Here is a 22,882-nt window from a genome sequence, read left to right on the forward strand (position 1 = left end):
GGGGAACCCCGGTTCCGGTCGCAGTTCCTGCCGCTCGTGGCGCGTTCAGGCGGCAGGAAGTGCGACCGGAAGCAGGCCTGCCGGCTACACCGAGCGGAATCAGGCTCGAGCGTCATCCGGCGTCACATCCGCCCAGGGAATTCCCAGGCAGACATAGCGTTGATCCTCAGGGCGCGCACTCGGCGCGCCGTGATTCTGGAGTCCCCACCCATGAGCACCACCGCACGCGCCCAGAAGGCGCCTGACACCCGCGGGCCGGTCCGGAAGCTGCTGACCTCGTTCGGCTTCCAGATCCTCGCCGCCCTCGTCCTCGGCATCGCCGCCGGTCTGATCGGCCGCCAGCTCGGGGCCACGGCAGAGAACCCGAACGGCTTGTCGGCCACCCTCGACACGATCGGCAGCTCGTACGTGACGCTGCTGCGCGCCGCCGTCGTCCCGTTGATCTTCACCGCGATCGTCGCGAGCATCTCGAACCTGCGCCGGGTGCAGAACGCCGCACGCCTGGCCGGGCAGACCATCCTGTGGTTCGCGTTCACCGCCTTCATCGCCGTGGTCATCGGCATCGTCCTCGGCCTCGTGATCCAGCCCGGCAGCCGCGCCGGCGAGGGCCTCGAGACCGGCGAACCGTACACCGTCGGCACCTGGTGGAACTTCCTGCTGGGCCTGATCCCGCAGAACTTCCTCGGCCTCACGGTCAGCACGTCGCCCGGCGAAGCCGACGGCACGTTCTCGTCGAGCGTCGGCTTCAACATCCTGCAGGTCATCGTGGTCGCTGCCGTCATCGGCATCGCGGCGCTCAAAGCCGGCAAGAAGGCCGAGCCCTTCCTGGTGTTCACCGAGTCGCTGCTGAAGGTCATCCAGCGCGTGCTGTGGTGGATCATCCGCATCGCCCCGCTCGGCACGTTCGGCCTCATCGGCTCGGCCGTGATCAAGTACGGCTGGGAGAAGCTCGCCTCCCTCGGCTGGTTCGCCGCCGCGGTCTACATCGGCCTCGCGCTCGTACTGTTCGTCGTGTACCCGATCCTGGTGCGCACCAACGGCCTGTCGATCAAGCAGTACTTCTCGGGCGTCTGGCCCGCCGTACAGCTGGCCTTCGTCAGCCGTTCCTCGATCGGCACGCTGCCGCTCACGGAGCGCGTCACCGAGCGCAACCTCGGCGTCCCCCGCTCCTACGCCTCCTTCGCCGTGCCGCTGGGCGCAACCACGAAGATGGACGGATGCGCCGCGATCTACCCGGCCATCGCCGCGATCTTCGTCGCGCAGTTCTTCGGCATCGAGCTGAACTTCGTGCAGTACCTGCTGATCGTGATCGTCTCGGTCGTCGGCTCCGCCGCCACCGCCGGCACCACCGGCGCGGTCGTCATGCTCACCCTGACGCTGTCGACCCTGGGCCTGCCGCTCGAGGGCGTCGGACTGCTGCTCGCGATCGACCCGATCCTCGACATGGGCCGCACCGCGGTCAACGTCGCGGGTCAGGCACTGATCCCGACGATCGTCGCCAAGCGCGAAGGCATCCTGAACGAGGAGCTCTACAACGCTCCCCGCGAGGGCCTGCCCTTCGCCGACGACTCCGGAGACGACGACGCTCCCGAGGCGGATGCCACCTCGGACAAGGAGCCGGTCGGCGCGCGCTGACCGCCCCCTCCCCTCGTGGGGCGAGCCACCCCCTTGAGTACGAACCGGCCCCTTGAATGCGAATTCAAGGGGCCGGTTCGCGCGTAAAGGGGTGGCTCGGCAAACGAGGCGGGGGTTTGGGGAAAACGCGGGCGTGCGGGTCAGGCGCGGCCGGGCTGGCGCGTGACACCGCGGGTGTCGAGTGCGAGCTCCTCGGCATCCATCGCCGCGATGAGTTCGCGCATCACCTCTTCGTCGAGATTGCCCGCGTCTCGCTCAGCGAGGAGGATCTCGCGGCGCACCTGCAGCCATCCCTTCGTCAGGGCCACGAGGTCGTCGTAGGACGGCCGGCTCGCGGCATCCTCCACCTTCTGGGCCTCGTCGGTGTCCTTCTCGACGCGGGTCATGCGCTTGGTGAACGCATCGAAGACGCTCAGATCGACCTCGCCGTACTTCGCCTCCCACTCGCGGCGCTTCTCGGCGAGGAACTCCTTGCCGGCCTCGCGGCTCTTCGCCCGAACCTCGGCGAGCGCCTCTTCGTCTTCCTTCTCATCGGCGTCGCAGGCGATGCCGAGACCGCGGATGAGCAGCGGCAGCGTGAGCCCCTGCAGAAGGAGAGTGCCGACGGTGACGATGAAGGCGACCACGACGATGGCATGCGAGGCCTCCGTGTCGAGCGTCGCGAGGTCGGCGGCGGCCACCGCGATCGCGAGGGTGACGACCCCGCGCATCCCTGCCCAGGAGATGACGGCACTGTCCTTCCAGGTGAGCTGCAGCCCGGCCATCCGTTCGCGCACGATCTGACTGCGCAGCTCGTCCGTGCTGTACTGCCGCCAGCGCCTCGACTGCTTGCGGCGCTCGTCGAAATCCCCCGACTGGATGCCGCGGTCGACGCGGGCGAGCCTTCGGCGGTCCTGGAAGTTCGCCCAGGCGCTCGTCGGATAGATGTAGAGAGGTCGCACGATCAGGACCACGAGCAGGACGGCGCCCGAGAGCAGCAGGATGTGCCCGACCGACTCGCTGCCGAGATCGCGAAGCACCCGCGGGAACTGCAGTCCGATGTAGGCGAACACGAAGCTCTCCAGCAGCAGGTCGGCGGACAGCCAGAGCGGCTTCTCCTGCTGGCGCGTCGTGTAGTCGGTGCGCGGGGAGTTGTAGCCGACGTAGAGACCCATCGCGACGACGGCGAGGACCCCGGAACCCAGCAGATGCTCGGCGATCGCGTAGGCGCCGAAGGGAGCGAGGAGCCCGAACGTGCCGATCACGACCGCATCGCTGATGCGCATCCGCAGTTGATGCAGGACGATCCCGAACACGAGGCCGATACCGACGCCGATCGCGACCGCGAGCAGGAACTGCCCGATGCCCTCCCAGACCGAGACGGTCGCCCCGGCCAGGATCGCCGCGAACACCCGGTACAGCGTGAGAGAGGTGGCGTCGTTGATGAGGCTCTCGCCCGAGAGGACCGTCATGATGCGGCGCGGCAGACCGAGGCGGCGGCCGATCGCCGCGGCGGACACCGCGTCGGGCGGGGCGACGATCGCGCCGAGCAGCAGCGCGCCGGGAAGCGTGAGCGCGGGGAAGATCCACCAGGCCACGAAGCCGACGGCGAGGGCGGTGATGAGCACGAGCCAGATCCCGAGCCGGCGGATCTGCGGGAGGCTGCGCTTGAATCCGACGAAGGACACGTCCAGCGCGGCCGAGTACAGCAGCGGTGGCAGCACCAGGCTGAGGAGCAGGTGCCCGTCGATGTCGATGTCGGGAACGAACGGGAGGAAGGAGACGGCGAGCGCGACGACCGTCACGAGCAGCGGTGCCGGCCACCCTCGTGAGCGCGCGAACGCCGCCACCGCGACCGAGCCGACGAGGACGTAGAAGATACCCGCTTCCATGAGGGAAGCGTATCGCCGCCGACTTGCCGGCCCAGACCCCGGGCTGCCGCCGAAACCCCGGGCCGCGTGCAGCCACACCCCGGGGTCTCGGCGGGAAAGCGGGGTCTCGGCGGGGGGACAAGGGGGAATGGAGGCGGCACGCCGCGTGTTGCAGGAGAGGATGTCCGATACAGCCCTCTCCGTCCTCGACCTCGTCCCGGTTCGCACCGGCCAGACCAGTGCCGAGGCCATCGCCGCCTCCCTGTCCCTCGCCGAGACCGCCGACCGGCTCGGCTACCGCCGCTACTGGTTCGCCGAGCACCACAACATGCCGTCGGTGGCATCCACCACTCCCCCGGTGCTGATCGCCGCAGCGGCCACCCGCACCTCCCGCATGCGCCTCGGCTCCGGCGGTGTGATGCTGCCGAACCACGCGCCGCTCATCGTCGCCGAGCAGTTCGCCGCCCTCGAGGCCATCGCACCCGGACGCATCGACCTGGGCCTCGGCCGCGCCCCCGGCAGCGACCCCGTCATCACCCAGCTGCTGCGCGGCTCGGGCACCACGAGCGACGTCGAGCAGTTCCCCCGCCACGTGCAGGACATCGCGGCGCTGCTCTCGGCCGAGGGCGCCGCGCTGCGGTTCACCTCGGGCGGCGAGTACACCGTGCGCGCGACGCCGGCCGCGACCGGCACCCCCGAGGTGTGGCTGCTCGGTTCGAGCGACTACTCCGCACAGCTGGCTGCGTCGCACGGTCTGCCCTACGTCTTCGCGAACCACTTCTCGGGGCAGGGCCTCGAGCGCGCGCTCGACCTGTACCGAACCGGCTACCGGCCGAGCGAGGAGCACCCGGAGCCGCGCACCTTCCTCACGGTCAACGCCGTCGCCGCGCCCACGCAGGAGGAGGCGGAGGCCCGCGCCCTGCCTCAGCTGCGCATGATGGCGCGACTGCGCCTGAACCAGCCGCTCGCCGCTCTCGAGACCGTCGAGCAGGCGGCCGCCGCCGAGACGAACGCCGCGACCGACGAGGTCGTGCAGGCGGCGCGCTCGCGGTGGATCGTCGGAACGGGTGAGAGTGTGTCCGCGGAGATCAACGCCTTCGCCGAACGGTACGGCGTCGACGAGGTCATGCTCTCTCCGGTCGCCGGCGCCTACGACGCCGAGCCGAACGACGCACCGACCGGTCGCGCGCAGACGCTGGAGCTCATCGCCGCCGCACTCCCCCGCTGACCCCGCACGCCTGTCAAGCCCTGGCTTTCCCGCCGGCACAGGCGTAGCGTCACCAGCAGTGCCGTCGACAGGGGCGCAGCCCCTTCGGCGATCGCACTGTCGGCAGCAGCAGAAGGAGTTCGATGATGAGCACCACCAAGACTCTCGCCCTCTGGGTCGCCTACGGCCGCAACGGCGTCGTCGGCAGCATCCGCCACGATGACACCGGTTACACCGTGACGATGGTCGGCTCGGATGAGGTGACCGGGACCTACCCGAACCTCGCTTCGGCCAAGGGCGCCCTGCACTCCCACATGGCTCCGGGCAGCGATTGGCCGCGCTTCCAGGAGCACTGAGCCGCGCCATCCGCCTGACCGTGCTGGGCGGTCGGGCGGGTGACGTCAGACGTCGGGTTCGCCGGAGAGGATGCCGCGCAGCCAGTCGCGCGCCTCGATGAAGACGTCGTCGGAGTAGCGCTCGGGATAGTGCACGATCTGCCGGTCGGCGCGCGGATACGAGCCGAGGAACACCACCCGGGGGCTGAACCGGCGAATGCCCAGGAGCGCATCCGCCATCCGCTCGTGCTCGATGTGGCCGTCGGCGTCGATCACGAACCGGTAGCGGCCGAGCTCGTCGCCGATCGGCCGGGACTCGATGAGCGACAGGTTGATGCCGCGGGTCGAGAACTGCTCGAGCATCTCGAGGAGCGAGCCGGGGTGGTCGTGCGGGAGTTCGACGATGAGCGAGGTCTTGTCCGCTCCGGTCGGCTCGGGCGAACGGGTCGTGCGGGTGACCAGCACGAAGCGGGTCACGGCCTGGGCGTTGTCGCCGATGCCATCCGCGAGCACGTCGACGTCGTAGTGGTTCACGATGCCGGGCGCCGCGATGGCGGCCTGCGCGGGGAGCGTGCCGTCGAGGACGCCGATCGCGGAGGCGACGTTGCTCGATGCGGGCACGTGCGAGTGCGAGGGGAGGTGCGCGCCGAGCCAGCCGTGGCACTGGGCGTAGGCGACCGGATGCGCCGCGATCACCTCTACCTGGTCGAGCGTGGTTCCCCGCGGCGCGACGAGCACGAAGTTCACCCGCACCAGATATTCGCCGACGATGCGCAGGCCCGGGAGCGTGGCGAGGGCGTCCTGCGTGGTGGAGACACCGCCCTCGATCGAGTTCTCGATCGCGATCATGGCGGCGTCGCTGCGGCCCTCGAGCACATCGGCCAGGGCCTCGCCCACGTTGTGCACGGAGCGCCACTGCTGACCGCGAGCCTCGGCCACCTGTTCCAGCGCCGCCTCCGTGAAGGTTCCAGCGGGGCCCAGATAGCTGTAGGTACGGCGTTCAGTCACGGGTTTCACCTTATCCCTCAGCCGACAGTCCGATATGCGGATGACGTCGCGGATGCGAACCTGCCGAACAGGGGGCAGACTGAAGAGATGACCAGCCGTGCCGGCCTCCCCGCGGAGGAAAGTGACCTGATCGATGTCGACGAGCTGATCGCCGCATACTACGACCGCACGCCGAATCCCGATGTCGCCGCCGAGCGGGTCGTGTTCGGCACCAGCGGCCACCGGGGGTCGTCGCTGTCGAACAGCTTCAACGAGAACCACATCCTCGCCACGACGCAGGCGATCGTGGACTACCGCGCAGCTCAGGGCATCACCGGCCCGCTGTTCCTCGGTCGCGACACGCATGCGCTCTCGCTGCCCGCTGAGCGCAGCGCGATCGAGGTGCTCCTCGCCAACGGCGTGGACGTGCGCGTCGACTCCCGCGACTCGTGGGTGCCGACGCCGGCGCTCAGCCACGCGATCCTCACCTACAACCGCGGACGTGCGGCGGATGACCCGGGTCGCGCCGACGGCATCGTCGTGACCCCGTCGCACAACCCTCCGCGTGACGGCGGCTTCAAGTACAACCCGCCGCACGGCGGACCCGCCGACACGGATGCCACCGGTTGGATCGCCGACCGGGCGAACGCGCTCATCGCCGCGGGGCTCGACGGCGTCAAGCTCGTGCGCTTCGCCGACGTCGACTGGGATGGACTCAACGGCTACGACTTCCGCGACGCCTACGTGCGCGACCTGCCCTCCATCATCGACATCGATGCGATCCGCAGCGCCGGGGTCAGCATCGGCGCCGACCCCCTCGGCGGCGCATCCGTCGAGTACTGGTCGCTGATCGCCGAGATGCACGATCTCGACCTCACCGTCGTGAACCCCGAGGTCGACCCGACCTGGCGCTTCATGACCCTGGACTGGGACGAGAAGATCCGGATGGATCCGTCGTCGCCGTCGGCGATGGCCTCGCTGGTCGCGAAGAAGGGCTCATACGACGTCCTCACCGGCAACGACGCGGATGCCGACCGGCACGGCATCGTCACTCCGGATGCCGGGCTGATGAACCCGAACCACTACCTCGCCGTCGCGATCGACTATCTCTTCTCGCACCGGCAGGACTGGCCGCGGGATGCCGCGATCGGGAAGACCCTCGTGTCGTCGATGATCATCGATCGGGTCGCCGAGTCACTCGGCCGGCGCCTGTTGGAGGTGCCCGTCGGGTTCAAGTGGTTCGTGCCCGGTCTGCTCGACGGCTCGGTCGCCTTCGGCGGCGAAGAGTCCGCCGGCGCGTCTTTCCTCCGCCGCGACGGCTCGGTCTGGTCGACCGACAAGGACGGCATCCTGCTGTGCCTGCTGGCCGCCGAGATCATCGCCGTCACCGGCAAGACCCCCTCGGAGCGGTACCGCGAGCTGGAGGCTGCGTTCGGAGCCTCGGCCTACCAGCGCGTCGATGCTCCGGCGACGCCCGAGCAGAAGGCGACGCTCGCGAAGCTCGCTCCGGAAGCCGTGACGGCGACGACCCTCGCCGGTGAGGAGATCTCAGCCAAGCTCTCGCACGCCCCCGGCAACGGTGCGGCCATCGGCGGGCTCAAGGTGCAGACGGAGCACGCCTGGTTCGCCGCCCGGCCGTCGGGCACCGAAGACGTGTACAAGCTCTACGCCGAGAGCCTGCGCGGCCCGGAGCACCTCGCCGAGGTGCAGGCCGAGGCACGCGCTGTGGTGTCGGCCGCGCTGGGCGACTGAGGCAGCCGACGCGGCGCCGGAGTATTCGCGAGCCGGGCGGTCAGGAGGCCGCAGTACGCGCGAGCACGGCGCCGGCCTCGCGCAGCCAGCGCGCGGGATCCGCGATCGCCGCGTCGGATGAGCCCGCGAGGTCGGAGAGAGAGACGGATGCCGCGAACGGCGTGGTGTCCGCATCCGCCGTGATGCGCCCGGCGGCGAGCAGCGCGCGGGTGCCCGCGGCGGCGGCAAGGCCGGCCAGAAACGAGGGCACCTTGCCGTCGCCGGATTGTCCGTCGAAGGAGCCCTCGCCGGTGATGACGACGTCGGCATTCGCGATCGCGGCGGCGAGGCCGATGAGCTCGGCCACCTCGGCGGCACCGGGGGCGAGCACCCCGCCCCAGACGACGAGCGCGGCACCGGTGCCTCCGGCTGCGCCGTATCCCTCCCCCGCAGGATCGATGCCCAGCAGGTCGGCCAGGCGGCGCAGACCGTCGTCGACGCGCGCGATGTCCTCTGTTGCGCGCAGCCCCTTCTGCGGGCCGAACACCGCGGCGGCACCGCGCGGACCGGTGAGCGGGTTGGTGACGTCGGTCAGCACCCGCACCTCCGGCGCCGCGCGCAACCCGGTCAGGTCGGCCGAGACGATGTCGGCGAGACCCCGTGCACCGCGGGCGACGGGTGCGCCGGACGCGTCGAGGAACCGCGCACCCAGCGCGGTCAGCATCCCGGTGCCGCCGTCGGTCGACGCGCTCGATCCGATGCCGACGACGAGACACGAGACCCCATGATCGAGGGCGTCGGCCATAACCTGGCCCAAACCCGTCGTGTCGGCATCCCAGGGCTGCAACTCGTCGAGGAGCTCGATTCCGGACGTCGAGCCGAGATCGACCACTGCTGTGCCCGCGGGGGCTGCCGGTGTCGGCGGGAGCAGCAGCCAGGAGGTATTCACGCGCGTTCTCGCGGGCCCGTCCACCACCACCGGCATCCGCACCGCGCCGTCGACCGCGGCCTCGAATGCGGCGACCGTGCCTTCGCCGCCGTCCGCCATCGGCCGATGCACGAACTCGGCGGCCGGGTCGACCGCAGCCCAGCCCTCGGCGAGTGCCGTCGTCGCGTCGGCCGCCGTGATCGTGCCTTTGAAACTGTCCGGCGCCAGCACGACCCTGGTCATCGCGGGATGCCCGGGGTGCTCGCCCGCACCACGACCTCGACGGGGAGGGGCGCCTGCTCCCAGTCGGCATCGACCGTCGCCCGGAAGGCCTGATAACCCATTTCGGTCAGCGGCACGCGGACCGTCGTCAACGCAGGGGACACATCGCTGCTGGCCGGCACGTCGTCGAAGCCGCAGACCGCGATGTCGGCGCCGATCTCACGACCCGCCTCGCGGATGGCGGACATCGCGCCGATCGCCACGACGTCGCTGATCGCGAAGACGAGAGTCCCCGTGGGCACCCCGTCGGCCAGGGCGGACGCCATGCCCTCCGTTCCCGATTCGCGCCGGAAGTCCCCCCGCCGCACGCTCTCCACCACACCGCCGGATGCCTCGAACCCCGCGCGGAACCCCGCCAGACGGTCGTCGGAGGTGCGCACACCATCGGCGGCACCGAGGACGATCGCGGAGCGGTAGCCCAGCTCCGCCATCCGCCGGGCGAGCGTCTCGGCACCGGAGCGGTTGTCGATCTCGATGCGTCGATCGGCGTCGCCGTCCGGCCCGAAGGCGACCACTCTTCCGCCGAGGCGGGCGAACTCGGCGAGCTCCCGCGCGGTGTCGACCTCCATCGGCTCCTGCGTGCGGGAGGCCGCGAGGATCAGCCCGCGCGGACGCTGGCCCCGTAGGGCATGCACGATCCGCGCTTCCCGCGCCTGATCGCGTTCGGTGATCGCGATCGTCACGACCAGCCCATGCTCGTCGGCACCGCGCGCGACGCCCGATGCGATCAGACCGAAGTAGGGGTCGGCGATATCCGCGACGAGCAGAGCGATGACAGGAGACGTTCCCCGGGCGGTGGCCTGAGCGGAGACGTTGGCCGTGTAGCCGAGCTTCGCTGCGGCGGCTTCGACGCGCTCGCGGAACGACTCGGCGACCTTGCGCTCCGAGCCGTTGAGCGCACGCGAGGCCGTGGCCAAGGAGACACCGGCCTCACGCGCCACATCGTGCAACGTGGGCGCCGGGCCGCGCGGATGGCGCGACGCGCGCTCCGATGACGGCCGCTCCGCGGGCGATGCGGGGTTGGTCATGTCTCCGAGCCTACTTCCCGGGTCTTCGTCACGCGGGCCTCTCCAGGTGATCGCGGAGGGCTGTCGCTTCGCGTGCGAGCAGGGCGGGATCGTCGTCCGGCACGAACTCGAGGAGGGCATCGCGCGGGGGCGCCGCGGCGGCCCTGGCCTCGGCGAAGAACCGTGTCCACAGCGCATCCCGCGCGCGCAGCGGCAACCGCTCGCGCTCCGGCCACCAGGAGAAGACGTGGGCCGCGCTCGTGTGCGCAGCCAGCGCGCGGTACTCCTCCAGCACGGTATCGACGGAAGCACCGACCGTCGGCTGCCAGTAGGTCGACAGTGCCGGGCTGTCGACCTCGTCGAGAAGCCGCAGTGTCGTCGGCGCCGTGTCGGCGAGCGTTCCGGAGTGGAACTCGAGCGCGAGCGTGATGCCGCGACCCTCCCCCTCTGCTGCAGCGTCCTGCAACCGGTCGACCACAGCGTTCCAGTCATCGGGTGTCGCGGCATCCGAGCCGACCACGCCCGCCCAGATGCGCACCCGGTCCGCCCCGAGCGCCTCGGCGCTGTCGAGCACCGGAGTGAGGGGCTCGTCCGCTCCGGCACGGAAGTACGACCCGTACGAGGCGACCGCGAGGCCGGCGTCCGCGGTGAGGCGGGCGATCTCCCCGGCTCGGACGACATCGCCCGGGGGCACGTGCACATCGCCGCCCCACTCGATCGCCTCGAGCCCGGCATCCGCTGCGAGCTCGACGATCCGCTCCGGCGCGAGCGCACGGAAGGTCACCGAGCACAGTCCTGGACGGATGCGGGTCATGGTGTCATCCTCTCAAGTCGCGACCGGTGGCCCACCCGCCGGTACGGATGCAGGACCGATGCACAGTGGTCGGGCCGAAGGCCCCGTTTCCGTCCTGCATCCGTGCATCCGTCCGACATGTGGGACCCGACCGGCGACCGGCGCGCGTCATCCGACGTGCGGGGAGACGGCCGCGCCGAAGGTCTCGGCCGTGCGGCGCACGACGTTCTCGGGGGAATCCGCCCAGATGGAGGCGTTGAAGATCTCGACCTCGATGTCGCGGTCGTACCCGGTCGCCATCACGGCACGGGTGAGCGAGCCGAAGTCGATCACTCCGTCACCGGTGTAGTGCCGGGAGAGCAGCACGTCGGCCGGAAGGGGCGTCTTCCAGTCGCACACCTGGTACGTGGCGATGCGGCCTTCGCGACCCGCGCGCGCGATCTGGTCGAGCACCTGCGGGTCCCACCAGATGTGGAAGGTGTCGACCGCGGCGCCCACCACCGCGGGCTCGAAGTCGGCGGCGATGTCGAGCGCCTGACCGAGCGTCGAGACGACGGCACGATCGGAGGCGTACATCGGATGCAGCGGCTCGATCGCGAGCGTGACCCCCGCGGCCGCGGCCTCGGGGGCGAGCACACCGATCGCATCTCGGACGCGCTCGCGCGCCCCGATCAGGTCGCGGGACCCCTCGGGCAGGCCGCCCGCGACGAGCACGAGCACCGCGGTCGAGCCCTCGGCACCCGCGGCGGCCAGGGTCGCGGTCTCCTCGATCGCCCGACGGTTGTCGTCGAGCGCGGCATCCCGCTCCGCCCCGGCGGGCAGCGTGAAGAAGCCGCCGCGGCAGTGCGTCGTGAAGCGCAGCCCCGAGTCGGTGAGCATCCGAGCGGCGACGTCGAGGCCGACCTCGTTGACCGGTTCTCGCCACAGTCCGATGGCCTGGATGCCGGCGTCGGCGGTGACCCTCAGGGCCGTGGCGAGGTCGGCGTACTTGATGGTGGCCTGGTTGATCGACAGGCGCGGGTCCGGCCCGGCAGTGTCCACCTGTCGGACGGATGCACGGATGTCGGGGGATTCCCCGGCGATTCCACCGACAGGCGTGCTTTCTCCCTGCAGGTGTGCGGCCGCGGGCGTCGAACCCGGCACCGCGCTCATGCGTCGACCCCGTTCAGGCGCAGCATCCCGTGCCAGCGCTCGCGGGCGAGGTCGGGCTGCTCCAGCGCGAGCGAGGCATTGGCCAGCTCGACGATCCGGCTCAGGTGCGGGAGGCTGCGCGCGGAGTGCAGGCCTCCCACCATCTGGAACGCCGGCTGGTGGCCGTTGAGCCAGGCCAGGAAGGCGACGCCGGTCTTGTAATAGAAGGTCGGCGCGGCGAAGACCTGTCGGCTGAGTTCCTCGGTGGGACCGAGGATGCGCAAGTAGGCCTCCGGGTCGCCGGCATCCAGCGCCTGGATCGCCGCCGACGCCACCGGAGTGATCGCCGCGAACGCCCCGAGCAGAGCGTCGGAGTGCCCCGCGCCGTCGCCGACGGTGTCGCCGCCGATCAGGCTCACGTAGTTGAAGTCGTCGCCGGTGAACATGCGCACACCATCGGGGAGCCGCTCGCGCACCGAGATCTCGGACTCGGCGTTGAGGAGGCTCATCTTGACGCCGGCGACCTTGCCCGGGTTCCCCTCGATCACATCGAGCAGCACCGCGGATGCCGTCTGCCAGTCGTCGGCGCCGAAGTATCCGGCCAGCTCGGGGTCGAAGGCCGTGCCGAGCCAATGCAGCACCACGGGCACGGTCGCGCGCGACAGCACCTCGCGGTAGACGCGGCGGTAGTCGTCGGCATCCGTGGCGACGCGGGCGAGGTGGCGGGAGGCCATGAGCACGGGGCCGGCGCCCTGCTCCTCGGTGAAGTGCAGCTGCTCGAGGTAGGCCGCGATCACCTGCTCGAGCGAGATGTGCGACTCGGCCACGTGGTCGGTGTTGACGCCGACCACGACGGAGCCGCCCTCCTCGCGGGCGACCTCGGCGCTGCGCGCGATCAGCTCACGGGTGGCCGCGGCATCCAGTCCCATGTTCCGCTGCGCGGTGTCCATGGCGTCGGCGACACCGAGACCCCAGGAATACACGTTGCGGCGGAACGCGAGCGTGGCGTCCCAGTCGATGTCGGCCGGCTGCCCCGGGGTGTTGTCGGCGTGCACCTTCGGCACCACGTGGGCGGCGGCATAGGCGACGCGGCTCTGCAGCGGAGTGGTCGGACGGCTGTACGCGCCGGAGTCGTTGAGGGCGACGTCGGCGGTCTCACCGGTCGCCCGCAGGAGTCGGAGGGTGCTCATGCGCGCCTCAGTCCAGCGCCAGCGGCTCGAGGGCGATCTTGCGGCCCTCGGCGCTCGAGGTAAGACCGGCCTCGGCGAACTGCACTCCGCGGGCGCCGGCGAGGAGGTCGAACGGGTAGTCCGTCCCCTCGACGTACGAGACCAGGTACTCCTCCCACTGCTGGCGGAAGCCGTTGAGGAACACGTCGTTGGTGGGCACCTTCTGCCAGTCGGCGTCGTAGTCGCGGGTGTCTTCCAGGTCGGGGTTCCACACCGGCTTCGGGGTGGCGTTGCGGGGCTGGATCTTCGCACCGAACAGCCCGACCACCGCCGAGCCGTGCGTGCCGTCGACCTGGAACTCGACGAGCTCGTCGCGGTTCACGCGCACGGTCCAGGAGGAGTTGATCTCGGCGATCACGCCGCCCTCGATCTCGAAGATGCCGTATGCCGCGTCTTCGGCCGTGGCCGTGTAGTGCTCGCCCTTCTCGTCCCAGCGGTCGGCGATGTGCACGGCCGCCTGCGCGTAGACGCTCTTGACCTCGCCGAACAGGTTCTCGAGCACGTAGTTCCAGTGCGGGAACATGTCGGTGATGATGCCGCCGCCGTCTTCGGTGCGGTAGTTCCAGCTCGGGCGCTGCGCGGGCTGCCAGTCGCCCTCGAACACCCAGTAGCCGAACTCGCCGCGCACCGAGAGGATGCGGCCGAAGAACCCGGAGTCGATCAGGCGCTTGAGCTTCTGCAGGCCGGGCAGGTAGAGCTTGTCGTGCACGACGCCGGTCTTGATGCCCGCCTCCTTCGCGAGGCGCGCGAGTTCGAGTGCCTCCTCGAGCGATTCGGCAGTGGGCTTCTCGGTGTAGATCGCCTTGCCCGCGGCGATGGCCTTGCGGATCGCGGTGGCGCGGGCCTTGGTCACCAGGAAGTCGGCGTAGATCTCCCACTGCGGGTCGGCGAGGGCGGCGTCGAGGTCGGTCGTCCAGTCCTCGATGCCGTGCTTCGCGGCGAGCTCGGCGAGCTTGGTCTCGCTGCGACCGACGAGGATCGGCTTCACCGTGATGCGGGAGCCGTCGGGCAGCTCGATGCCGCCCTCCTCGCGGATCGCGAGGATCGAGCGCACCAGGTGCTGTCGGTATCCCATGCGTCCGGAGACGCCGTTCATGATGATGCCGATCTCACGGGTGTTCGCCTGGGTCATGGTGTTCCGTTTCTCTCGCGGGAAGCTGTCCGCGCTTCCTTCGACTCTGACTGGAAAGCGCTTTCCGAGATCATGCCATGAGATGAGAGGAGAGCGCAACCGAAGCGCTTTCAGCCGGAGGTCAGGCGGTGCTGTCGCGCTCGACGAGCTCGGTCGGGATGACCGCAGGGGCCTCGTCCTGCGGCGTGCCCTCGATCGCTTCCACCAGCGCCGACACCGCGCGGTGGGCGAGAGCGGTGAAATCCTGCCGGATCGTGGTCAGCGGTGGGCGGTAGTTCGCCGCATCAGGCACATCGTCGAAGCCGATGACCGCGACATCTTCGGGCACTCTCCGGCCGGATTCGGAGAGGGCGCGCAGCACGCCGAGCGCCATCTGGTCGTTGACGCAGAAGATCGCGGTGGCCTCGGCGAGCGCGTGCCCGGCCGAGTATCCCGAGTCGGCACTCCAGTCGCCGCGGACCACGGCGGGCGGGCGGATGCCGGCGGCGACGAGCGTCTCCCGCCACCCCCGCTCGCGCTCGGCAGCTGCGAAGGAGTCCGCGGGACCGGCGAGGTGGTGCACGGTGTCGTGCCCGAGGCCGAGCAGCCGAGCCGTGGCGACGGCCGCGCCGCCTGCGTGGTCGCTGTGCACGGAGGTGAAGCCCGCATCGGTCGGGGCGTCGACGACCACCAACCGCAGACCGGCGGGGGGCCGCACCGCGGGGACGAGCGCCGACGCCTCGTTGAGGACGATCGCGCCGTCGACCTCCTGCTCGGCCAGACGCTCGAACGCCTCGGCGACGCCGTCGGTCGCGGTCACGAGTGTCAGCGCGTATCCGCGTTCCGCCGCCGCTTCGGCTGTGGCCTGCAGCATCCGCGAGTTGCCGACCGTGGCGAGGGTGGTGACCACGAGGCCGATGGTCTGCGAGCGCCCGGTACGCAGGGCGCGAGCCGCACGGTGCGGGCGATACCCGAGCTCGGACATCGCGCTCTCGACCCGGGAGCGGGTGGCGGGGTCGACGCGGGGGCTGCCGTTGACGACCCGGGACACGGTCTGACCCGAGACTCCGGCGCGGGCGGCGACCATCGCCATCGACACGCGACCCGAGGACGATCGAGGCCGCCCGGAGCGCGGTTCACCGGCCAGGTCGTGTTCGTCTCCCACGCACATTCTCCGTTCGCCACCCGTGCACAACTCCGCGTGTTGACGTTACCACGGCTCTGTGGCTACCATGTTTACGTGAACACGCACGATCTTCCTGAGTTGCGCACCGAGACCCTCGGCGCCGGTGTCATCAAACGCGCCACCACCCTCGCCGACGGCCGCGACCTCATCTACTACGACGATCCGGGCACTTCGCTCGGAGCCGAGCGCGCGGTCGATGCCCGCGCCCTCGACCCGCGCCCCGAGACCGCGACCATGCGCCTCGACGTGCTCACCGGCGACTGGATCACGGTCGCCGCGAACCGGCAGAACCGCGTCATGATGCCCAGTGCCGACGCCGACCCGCTCGCACCGCAGACCCCCGGCAACCCGTCCGAGGTGCCCTCGCGCTACGACGTCGCGGTGTTCGAGAACCGCTCCCCCGCGTTCGGGCCCGCCCTCGCCGAGGCCGTCGGCACTGCGCCGCAGGCATCGAATGCGCCCCGCGGACTCGACGACCTCGCCGCCCTGGGCCTCGGTCGCACCCGCACCTCGGTCGGCCGCTGCGAGGTCGTCTGCTTCAGCCCCGACCACGAAGGCTCGTTCGGCACGCTGTCCGTCACGCGTGCCCGCACGGTCATCGAGGCCTGGGCCGACCGCACGGCCGCGATCTCGAAGCTGCCCGGCATCCAGCAGATCTTCCCGTTCGAGAACCGCGGGGAGGCGATCGGCGTGACCCTGCCGCATCCGCACGGCCAGATCTACGCCTACCCCTACGTGACGCCCCGCACCACGCGGCTGCTCGAGTCGATCGACCGCACCGCGCCCGACCTGTTCCAGCACATCCTCGAGTCCGAGCAGGCCTCTGAGCGCGTGGTGTTCCGCGGCGAGCACTGGACGGCCTTCGTCCCCTTCGCCGCCCGCTGGCCCCTCGAGGTGCACCTGATGCCGCACCGTCACGTGCCCGACTTCGCCGAGACGACCGAGGCCGAACGCGACGAGCTCGCGCCGCTCTACCTGCGGCTGCTCCGCGGCGTCGACGCCCTGTACGAGACCCCGACCCCGTACATCGCCGCCTGGCACCAGGCCCCCGTGCACGTCGGCCGGGACACCGTGCGCCTGCACCTGCAGCTGACGAGTCCGCGCCGGGCCGCCGACAAGCTCAAGTTCCTCGCCGGCTCCGAGGCTGCGATGGGGGCGTGGGCCGCGGAGGTCCCGCCCGAGGTCGGCGCCACACGCCTGCGCGAGGCTATCGGACGCGTCTCCGAGGACGAGACCTCCGAAGGAGCATCCGCATGACCGCCGCCCACGACGACGCCCGCGCGCTCTTCGCCGACCTCACCGGACGGGAGCCCGACGGCCTCTGGTCGGCTCCGGGACGCGTCAACCTCATCGGCGAGCACACCGACTACAACGACGGCTTCGTGCTGCCGTTCGCCATCCCCCAGCGCACGGTCGCCGCGGTCGGGCTGCGCGACGACGACCGCGGCCGCGTCCTGGTCGGGTCGACCTTCGCGGAGGAACCGGTGGAGGTCGGCCTCGACGAGCTCGACGAGCTCTTCCCGACCGCGCCGGGTGCGCGCCCCGCCGTTCCGGAGTGGGCCGCCTACCCGCTCGGAGTCGCCTGGGCGCTGCGCCAGGCGACAGAGCGCTCGGGACACTTCCGCGGCCTCGACATCGCGATCGCCTCCGACGTCCCGGTGGGCGCGGGGCTCTCCTCCTCCGCCGCGATCGAGGGGGCGACGGCATCCGCCCTGAACGAGCTCTGGGGAACGGGTCTCGACGCCACGGCTCTGGCCCGCGTCGGTCGGCGTGCCGAGAACGAGGCCGTCGGGGCTCCCACCGGCATCATGGACCAGATGGCGTCGATGCTCGGTCAGCCCGACACCGCGATCTTCCTCGACTGCCGCTCGCTCGAGGCCCAGCCGGTGCCGCTCGGTGTCGCCGAAGCCGGACTCGCGATCCTCGTGATCGACACCCGCGTCCAGCACGCCCACTCCACGGGCGGCTACCGCGAGCGTCGGGCGTCGTGCGAACTCGGCGCGTCGCTCATGGGCGTGCCGGCCCTGCGCGACGTGTCGATCGCCGACCTGTCGCGTGCCGAAGAGCTGATGGACGACGTGACCTTCCGCCGCGTGCGTCACATCGTCACCGAGAACCAGCGCGTGCTCGACACCGTCCGAGTTCTGCGCGAGCAGGGCGCGAGGGCCGTCGGCGACCTCCTGGTGGCATCGCATGTGTCGATGCGCGACGACTTCGAGATCTCGACCGTCGAGCTCGACACCGCCGTCGACACCGCGCTGGCCGCCGGCGCTCTCGGCGCCCGCATGACGGGCGGCGGTTTCGGCGGTGCCGCGATCGCGCTGATCGAACAGGATGCCGTCGACGCCGTGTCGGATGCGGTGACCGCCGCGTTCGCCGCCTCGGGATTCGACGCCCCGCACCTGTTCACGGTCACCCCGTCCGCAGGTCCGCTGCGCGACGCCTGAGAGAATGATCGATCGAGCCGCGACCACGCCGCGGCAGGAGAGGAACGCAATGTCCTGGATCGTCACCGGCGGCGCCGGCTACATCGGAGCCCACGTCGTCCGTGCCCTCGCGGAAGCCGGGCTCACGCCGGTCGTGCTCGACGACCTCTCCAGCGGCGTCGCGTCGTTCGTGCCCGAGGGCGTGCCCTTCGTGCAGGGCAGCATCCTCGATCGTGCGCTCGTCGAGAAGACGCTGCGCGACCACGACGCCCAGGGCGTCATCCACGTCGCGGGGTACAAGTACGCCGGCGTCTCGGTGCAGCGCCCCCTGCACACCTACGCGCAGAACGTCGAGGGCACCCGGATCATCCTCGAGGCGATGGAGGCCGCCGGAGTCTCGAACATCGTGTTCTCGTCGTCGGCCGCCGTGTTCGGCACCCCCGACGTCGCACTCGTCGTCGAAGACACCGCCAAGAAGCCGGCGAGCCCGTACGGGGAGTCGAAGCTCATCGGCGAGTGGCTGCTGCGCGACCAGGCGATCGCGACGGCCGACTCCGAGCGTCCGCTGCGGCACACCTCGCTGCGGTACTTCAACGTGGTGGGGTCCGCCGATCCGACCGTCTACGACGTCAGCCCGCACAACCTCTTCCCGATCGTGTTCGAGGCGCTGCTCGCGGGCAAGACCCCGAAGATCTTCGGCGATGACTACGACACCGCCGACGGCACCAACGTGCGCGACTACGTGCACGTGGGCGACATCGCCGCCGCGCACGTCGCCGCTGCACAGCGCCTCGCCGACGGCCGCCCCATCGAGGCGGCGTACAACCTCGGCTCGGGCGACGGGCTCAGCGTGAAGCAGATCATGGATGCCGTCGCCCGCGTGACCGGCATCGACTTCAGCCCCGAGATCGGCCCTCGTCGCCCCGGAGACCCCGACCGCATCGTGGCGACCGGCGAGCTCGCGGCCCGCGATCTCGACTGGACCATGCGGTACACGGTCGACGAGATGGTGCGCACGGGGTGGGAGGCGCGGCGGGCTGCGTCCGTCTGAGCTGGATTTCTCGTGGGGCGGGCTCCGGGTCGCGCCGCTGCTCGCAGAGCGGGGTACCCCTCCCCGCAAGCGGGGACCCCTCCCCGATGCTCGCATCGGCGCGGCCCTGCGCCCTCGGGCCCAGCGGTCGGCTCGGCGCACGTGGATGGCGCGCCTCCTCGTGCTGAGTATGGGAGAAGGCCTCAGACGTCGCGGGCGCGGATCGGGTAGAGCCAGAAACAGAGCCAGGCGAGGGCGGTGAACCCGAGCGGGATCACAGCGAGCATCAGACGGATGCCGCCGTCGACGCTCTCGGGCTGCGCGTCGCCGAGGGTGGCATCGAACCCGGAGGCCGTGAGCACCAACGCGGCGACGATCGCCTGCAGCACCACGGAGCCGCGCACCACGAAGCCGTTCACCCCGAAATAGGCGCCTTCGCGGCGGTGCCCGGTGCGCACGGCATCCTCGTCGATGATCTGCGCGAGCATGACCTCGAGCAGCTGCAGCAGGCCGCCGACGCCCACACCGACCGCAACGCCGACCAGCGCCGCACCGAGCACGTTCGACGGCGCCACGTAGCCGAGCACGGCGACGCCGAACACCGCCACGCTCCACAGCACAGCCGTGCGCGGTGAGGTGCGGCGGACGACCGCGCTCCACAGCACGATCGAGGGGATCGCGGTGACGAAGATGGCTCCGAGGAGCAGGCTCCCCTCCCCCTCAGCCGCGCCCAGCGAGTACCGCACGTAGAAGGGGATCGCGGCGAGGATCACGGCGATCGAGGTCTGCACGAACAGCGACCCGAGCACGTACGGGACGAAGGCCCGGTTGCGGAACGTGTAGTTCAGCTGGTCGCCCCACCGCATGGCCTCCGACGCCGCTTCCGGGACACGGCGCTCGATCATCCCGCCGAAGAACGACCACACGAGCAGCACCAGGCACACCGTGCCGAGCACGAGAGCCATGCCGGGCCAGCCGATCGAGTCGTACAGGGCGGGCGCACCGGCCGTTCCCAGCACCATGCCGAGGATCGCGAAGATCTGCCGCGGGACGTTGCCTCGGGCGCGCTCCTCTGTGGTGCGGAAGATCTCGGGGAACAGCGCGGAGATGTTCAGCACCACGACGACGAACGCGATGTCGTACACGGCGACGACCACGAGGAACCATAGGATGAGACCCGCGGCCGGGAGCTCGGGCGGCATCCACACCAGCGCGAAGGCGACAACGAGCGGCACGATGCCCAGCCCGATCCACGGGATGCGTCGACCCCAGGGTGTGCGCATCCGGTCGGAGATCGTGCCGACGAGCGGATTCAGCACCGCGTTCAGGATGCCGTGGGCGATCATCGCCACGGCCACCCATCCGGCCGGCACCGCGAGGTGCGAGACGTAGAAGTAGACGACGAAGGCCGAGAAGGTCTGCGCCATGAGCTGGGTCGGGAACCCGGATGCTCCGAACGCGATCGTCTGCGCCCTGGTCGGCGCGGCATCCAGCCGTCGATCGCGCAGGCGATCGCCCAGGACGGTCATCGAACGCCCGCCCGCTGCAGGTCGCGCAGGTCGCGCCAGCCGATGCGCACGAGAGCCTCGTCTTCGATGGCCTGCAGCACGGCCGGGTCTGTGAGCAGACGCAGCTCGTATCCGCGCTTCGCCGCGCTGAAGTCGACCGCGGCGCGGAGCTCGTCGTCGTCGATCATCGGATGCAGGTAGATCTCGGTGACACCGGCGGGAACGGCACGCAGCAGTGCGATGAAGCCGTCGCGCACCTGCTCGTAGGTCTCCTCATCCGGCTCGCCCTCCCGGAGGAGTTCGAACGGATGCGACCACAGTCGGTCGATGATCACGACACCCATCGCGTCGGCAGCGGAGGCCGCGTCGTCGAGCTTCGCCTGCAGCGCGGCATCCTCTCCCACCCCGTCCATGGTGCGCGGCAGTCGGAACGGGAGGCCGTTGCGGGCGGCCAGCTCGAACACCGGGCGCAGGAAGTCGTGGCCGGTGACGAGGCCGTAGACCGAGCCCATGTGGTTGTCGAGGTGCGTCACGTCGACACCGGCGTCGAGCGCGGCGTGCAGCTGGGCGGCGAGCTCGGCGGCGACGTCGTCGTCGGTCGCGGACCGCTCGACGGACGCGACATCGACCGGGAAGAAGCCGTCGGCGTCGACGAGGCTCGTCGCGGTGCCGGTCAGCGGGCGCCAGCGGTAGCGGCGCCATTCGCTGGTGAGCACCAGGTGCACACCGATGTCGAGATCGGTGCGGGATGCCGCGAAGGTCAGGGCCTCCGGCGACCACGAACACGGGACCATCACGGTCGTCGAGTCGATGCGCCCGGTCGTGAGCAGGTCGACGATCGCGGTGTTCGCCGCGTGGCACATGCCGAAGTCGTCGGCGTTGAGGATGATCGCCCGCGCACCGGGTGCGAGGCCGAGGCGGTCGGCGAGGTCGGAGGGGGCGGTCATCAGGTGTCCTGTCGGGTGGGGACGGTGGGGCGATCGGGGGGGGGTGTGGCTCAGCGGCCGGTCTTCGCAGCCGGGGTCAGGATGCGGGTGAACAGCATGCTCCGGAGGGCGGATGCCGCTTCGTCGACGGCGCCGACCAGCGGGGCCTCCGGGCCGAACGAGGAGACGAGGAACCGCAGCGGCAGTTGGGCCGCATACTCGTCGGCGACGCGCTGGATGGCCTCGACCAGCACGGGATGGGCTGCTTTGCCGCTGAGGATGAATGCCTCGGGATCGAGCACGAGACCAACACTGCCGGCGACGAGCACGATGCGCTTGCCGATCTCGGCGACGACCCGGGTCGCGGCCTCGTCGCCGCGGCCGGCCGCCTCGAGGTGATCCTCCAATGAGGCGTCGGCGTCCCGCCCGACCCCGAGCGCGAGATCTCCGACGACGGCGTCGCTCACGATGGGAGCCCCGATCGGAAGGGGAGTCTGCGGCAGATACATGACCTCGCCCGCGACACCCGAGAATCCGCGGTGCAGTGCCCCGTCGATCACGATGCCGGCGCCCAGGCCGTCGTCGAGGAGTAACAGAGCGAAGCTGGCGAGGTCGCCGCCGACGCCTGCCGTGAGTTCGGCGAGGGCGGCGAGGTTGACGTCGTTCTCGATACGCACGGGGCAGCCGAGGGCCGCAGTCAGCGCGGCACGGAAGGCGCCGCCGTCCGGACCCAGATCGTCGCGGATGCCGCCGTCGGCGGTGACGATCCCGGGGATGCCGACCACGGCGAGGTGGATCGCCGCCTTCGCCGCCTTGACCGAGAGGCGGCATCGGTCGACGAGAGCGACGATGTGCTCGACGCGATCCCCCTGGGTCGGCAGCACGTCGTGCTCCTCGGCGTGCACGACTCCGCGGGCGTCGACGAGCACCACGTGCGCGGCATGGTGGTCGATGTGCACGGCGGCGGCGAACCCGAGCCGCGGATGCAGGGCGACGCGGCCCGCGGCGGGCCCTCGCGTCTCGCGATCGACGCCCGCGGCGGCGACGGCTCCGGCCGCATCCAGCATCCGCAGCACCTGGGTGACGGCCGTGCGGGACAGGCCTGTCGTCGACATCAGCTCCGCGCGGGTCTGCGGACCGCTGCGCGCGAGCGCCTCCAGGATTGCGCGACCGTTGAGCGTGCGTAGCAGGCCCTGCGGTCCCGCGAGTGGTCTGGACATGTGCTCCGGCGTCTGCTCTCGATTCACGGACCGCGCCAGGCACGGGGCCGGGCGCAGTGCCCGCAAGCATGCCACATCGAGTCGCACAGGTCGACACTTCACGCCGAGTCGGCTCGACGCCATTCATGCTCTGAGCGGTGTCGAGGGGTGTCTCGTCGATGTGGCCGTGGGTCGTGGTTTCGGGGGTCGTGGCGTCGCTGGTTGTGGTGTGCGCCATTGTCGGGTGGGGTCCCACCAGGCGGGTCCGCGGACGTGGGGGGTGCCGTCCATCATGCGGATTTCCCATCCGGAGGTGGTGAGGGTGCGGTGGTGGTGCCAGCAGAGGGCGACGCCGTTGTCGGTGTGGGTGGGTCCGCCGTG

At 70.7% G+C, this 22,882-nt stretch carries 19 protein-coding genes; 7 read left to right on the forward strand and 12 right to left on the reverse strand.

The window, feature by feature from the left end:
* The first annotated feature begins 210 nt into the window (after positions 1-210).
* Positions 211-1,635: a dicarboxylate/amino acid:cation symporter gene (locus tag AC6CHX_RS15785; RefSeq protein WP_498273578.1), complete on the forward strand. Its 1,425-nt coding sequence runs from the start codon at positions 211-213 to the stop codon at positions 1,633-1,635.
* Positions 1,636-1,775: 140 nt separating this feature from the next.
* Here the strand turns inward: AC6CHX_RS15785 and AC6CHX_RS15790 are convergent, their stop codons facing one another.
* A complete protein-coding gene (locus AC6CHX_RS15790; protein WP_498273579.1) occupies positions 1,776-3,506 on the reverse strand; it encodes a cation:proton antiporter in 1,731 nt (576 codons plus the stop codon).
* 160 nt (positions 3,507-3,666) lie between these two features.
* Here AC6CHX_RS15790 and AC6CHX_RS15795 point away from each other — a divergent pair, with 160 nt between their 5' ends.
* On the forward strand, positions 3,667-4,713 hold the full coding sequence (locus AC6CHX_RS15795; protein ID WP_498273580.1) for an LLM class flavin-dependent oxidoreductase: 1,047 nt from the start codon (positions 3,667-3,669) through the stop codon (positions 4,711-4,713).
* Between the two features lie 125 nt (positions 4,714-4,838).
* Positions 4,839-5,048, forward strand: coding sequence for a methyltransferase (locus AC6CHX_RS15800; protein WP_136041584.1), 210 nt, complete (start codon positions 4,839-4,841; stop codon positions 5,046-5,048).
* Between the two features lie 45 nt (positions 5,049-5,093).
* On the opposite strand, the gene pheA is transcribed toward AC6CHX_RS15800, so the two are convergent.
* The gene (gene pheA, locus AC6CHX_RS15805) at positions 5,094-6,044 is read right to left on the reverse strand and encodes a prephenate dehydratase (RefSeq protein ID WP_498273581.1); all 951 of its coding nucleotides are present in this window, start codon (positions 6,042-6,044) and stop codon (positions 5,094-5,096) included.
* Between the two features lie 78 nt (positions 6,045-6,122).
* Between pheA and pgm the strand changes: the two genes are divergently transcribed.
* Entirely contained in the window at positions 6,123-7,766 is a 1,644-nt protein-coding gene (gene pgm, locus AC6CHX_RS15810; RefSeq protein WP_498273582.1) for a phosphoglucomutase (alpha-D-glucose-1,6-bisphosphate-dependent), read from the forward strand.
* 40 nt (positions 7,767-7,806) lie between these two features.
* Here the strand turns inward: pgm and AC6CHX_RS15815 are convergent, their stop codons facing one another.
* From AC6CHX_RS15815 to AC6CHX_RS15845, 7 genes are all read right to left on the reverse strand, one after another.
* Positions 7,807-8,916, reverse strand: coding sequence for a glycerate kinase (locus AC6CHX_RS15815; RefSeq protein ID WP_498273583.1), 1,110 nt, complete (start codon positions 8,914-8,916; stop codon positions 7,807-7,809).
* Positions 8,913-9,983: a LacI family DNA-binding transcriptional regulator gene (locus AC6CHX_RS15820; protein ID WP_136041581.1), complete on the reverse strand. Its 1,071-nt coding sequence runs from the start codon at positions 9,981-9,983 to the stop codon at positions 8,913-8,915. Before AC6CHX_RS15820 ends, AC6CHX_RS15815 begins: the two co-directional genes overlap by 4 nt.
* A 28-nt stretch (positions 9,984-10,011) precedes the next feature.
* A complete protein-coding gene (locus AC6CHX_RS15825) occupies positions 10,012-10,776 on the reverse strand; it encodes a sugar phosphate isomerase/epimerase family protein (protein ID WP_498273584.1) in 765 nt (254 codons plus the stop codon).
* 147 nt (positions 10,777-10,923) lie between these two features.
* Positions 10,924-11,907, reverse strand: coding sequence for a sugar phosphate isomerase/epimerase family protein (locus AC6CHX_RS15830; protein ID WP_498273585.1), 984 nt, complete (start codon positions 11,905-11,907; stop codon positions 10,924-10,926).
* On the reverse strand, positions 11,904-13,076 hold the full coding sequence (locus AC6CHX_RS15835) for a dihydrodipicolinate synthase family protein (protein ID WP_498273586.1): 1,173 nt from the start codon (positions 13,074-13,076) through the stop codon (positions 11,904-11,906). Before AC6CHX_RS15835 ends, AC6CHX_RS15830 begins: the two co-directional genes overlap by 4 nt.
* Before the next feature lie 7 nt (positions 13,077-13,083).
* Entirely contained in the window at positions 13,084-14,247 is a 1,164-nt protein-coding gene (locus tag AC6CHX_RS15840) for a Gfo/Idh/MocA family protein (protein ID WP_498273587.1), read from the reverse strand.
* Between the two features lie 121 nt (positions 14,248-14,368).
* The gene (locus AC6CHX_RS15845; protein WP_498273601.1) at positions 14,369-15,319 is read right to left on the reverse strand and encodes a LacI family DNA-binding transcriptional regulator; all 951 of its coding nucleotides are present in this window, start codon (positions 15,317-15,319) and stop codon (positions 14,369-14,371) included.
* A gap of 147 nt (positions 15,320-15,466) precedes the next feature.
* Between AC6CHX_RS15845 and galT the strand changes: the two genes are divergently transcribed.
* Genes galT through galE form a run of 3 tightly spaced genes read left to right on the forward strand, consistent with a single transcriptional unit; the run spans position 15,467 to position 18,889 of the window.
* Complete coding sequence (galT, locus tag AC6CHX_RS15850; RefSeq protein WP_498273588.1) at positions 15,467-16,669, forward strand: galactose-1-phosphate uridylyltransferase; 1,203 nt, start codon at positions 15,467-15,469, stop codon at positions 16,667-16,669.
* Positions 16,666-17,859: a galactokinase gene (gene galK, locus AC6CHX_RS15855; protein WP_498273589.1), complete on the forward strand. Its 1,194-nt coding sequence runs from the start codon at positions 16,666-16,668 to the stop codon at positions 17,857-17,859. Before galT ends, galK begins: the two co-directional genes overlap by 4 nt.
* Before the next feature lie 49 nt (positions 17,860-17,908).
* Positions 17,909-18,889, forward strand: coding sequence for a UDP-glucose 4-epimerase GalE (gene galE / locus AC6CHX_RS15860; RefSeq protein ID WP_498273590.1), 981 nt, complete (start codon positions 17,909-17,911; stop codon positions 18,887-18,889).
* 182 nt (positions 18,890-19,071) lie between these two features.
* Here galE and AC6CHX_RS15865 read toward each other — a convergent pair whose 3' ends face one another.
* From AC6CHX_RS15865 to AC6CHX_RS15875, 3 genes are read right to left on the reverse strand one after another with little or no spacing between them, the layout of a single operon-like run.
* Positions 19,072-20,397 (reverse strand): MFS transporter, encoded by a 1,326-nt coding sequence (locus AC6CHX_RS15865; protein WP_498273591.1) that lies wholly within the window; start codon positions 20,395-20,397, stop codon positions 19,072-19,074.
* Positions 20,394-21,323 (reverse strand): polysaccharide deacetylase family protein, encoded by a 930-nt coding sequence (locus AC6CHX_RS15870; RefSeq protein ID WP_498273592.1) that lies wholly within the window; start codon positions 21,321-21,323, stop codon positions 20,394-20,396. Before AC6CHX_RS15870 ends, AC6CHX_RS15865 begins: the two co-directional genes overlap by 4 nt.
* Positions 21,324-21,373: 50 nt before the next feature.
* A complete protein-coding gene (locus tag AC6CHX_RS15875) occupies positions 21,374-22,522 on the reverse strand; it encodes an ROK family protein (RefSeq protein ID WP_498273593.1) in 1,149 nt (382 codons plus the stop codon).
* Between the last annotated feature and the right edge of the window lie 360 nt (positions 22,523-22,882).

The sequence above is a fragment of the Microbacterium sp. GQ128 genome (genome assembly GCF_059758615.1).

Bases quoted from the DNA above. Each gene is read 5' to 3' on its own strand.
- AC6CHX_RS15785 (WP_498273578.1), top strand. From the start codon at position 211: ATGAGCACCACCGCACGCGCCCAGAAGGCGCCTGACACCCGCGGGCCG.
- AC6CHX_RS15790 (WP_498273579.1), bottom strand. From the start codon at position 3,506: ATGGAAGCGGGTATCTTCTACGTCCTCGTCGGCTCGGTCGCGGTGGCG.
- AC6CHX_RS15795 (WP_498273580.1), top strand. From the start codon at position 3,667: ATGTCCGATACAGCCCTCTCCGTCCTCGACCTCGTCCCGGTTCGCACC.
- AC6CHX_RS15800 (WP_136041584.1), top strand. From the start codon at position 4,839: ATGAGCACCACCAAGACTCTCGCCCTCTGGGTCGCCTACGGCCGCAAC.
- pgm (WP_498273582.1), top strand. From the start codon at position 6,123: ATGACCAGCCGTGCCGGCCTCCCCGCGGAGGAAAGTGACCTGATCGAT.
- AC6CHX_RS15815 (WP_498273583.1), bottom strand. From the start codon at position 8,916: ATGACCAGGGTCGTGCTGGCGCCGGACAGTTTCAAAGGCACGATCACG.
- AC6CHX_RS15820 (WP_136041581.1), bottom strand. From the start codon at position 9,983: ATGACCAACCCCGCATCGCCCGCGGAGCGGCCGTCATCGGAGCGCGCG.
- AC6CHX_RS15825 (WP_498273584.1), bottom strand. From the start codon at position 10,776: ATGACCCGCATCCGTCCAGGACTGTGCTCGGTGACCTTCCGTGCGCTC.
- AC6CHX_RS15830 (WP_498273585.1), bottom strand. From the start codon at position 11,907: ATGAGCGCGGTGCCGGGTTCGACGCCCGCGGCCGCACACCTGCAGGGA.
- AC6CHX_RS15835 (WP_498273586.1), bottom strand. From the start codon at position 13,076: ATGAGCACCCTCCGACTCCTGCGGGCGACCGGTGAGACCGCCGACGTC.
- AC6CHX_RS15840 (WP_498273587.1), bottom strand. From the start codon at position 14,247: ATGACCCAGGCGAACACCCGTGAGATCGGCATCATCATGAACGGCGTC.
- AC6CHX_RS15845 (WP_498273601.1), bottom strand. From the start codon at position 15,319: ATGGCGATGGTCGCCGCCCGCGCCGGAGTCTCGGGTCAGACCGTGTCC.
- galK (WP_498273589.1), top strand. From the start codon at position 16,666: ATGACCGCCGCCCACGACGACGCCCGCGCGCTCTTCGCCGACCTCACC.
- galE (WP_498273590.1), top strand. From the start codon at position 17,909: ATGTCCTGGATCGTCACCGGCGGCGCCGGCTACATCGGAGCCCACGTC.
- AC6CHX_RS15865 (WP_498273591.1), bottom strand. From the start codon at position 20,397: ATGACCGTCCTGGGCGATCGCCTGCGCGATCGACGGCTGGATGCCGCG.
- AC6CHX_RS15870 (WP_498273592.1), bottom strand. From the start codon at position 21,323: ATGACCGCCCCCTCCGACCTCGCCGACCGCCTCGGCCTCGCACCCGGT.
- AC6CHX_RS15875 (WP_498273593.1), bottom strand. From the start codon at position 22,522: ATGTCCAGACCACTCGCGGGACCGCAGGGCCTGCTACGCACGCTCAAC.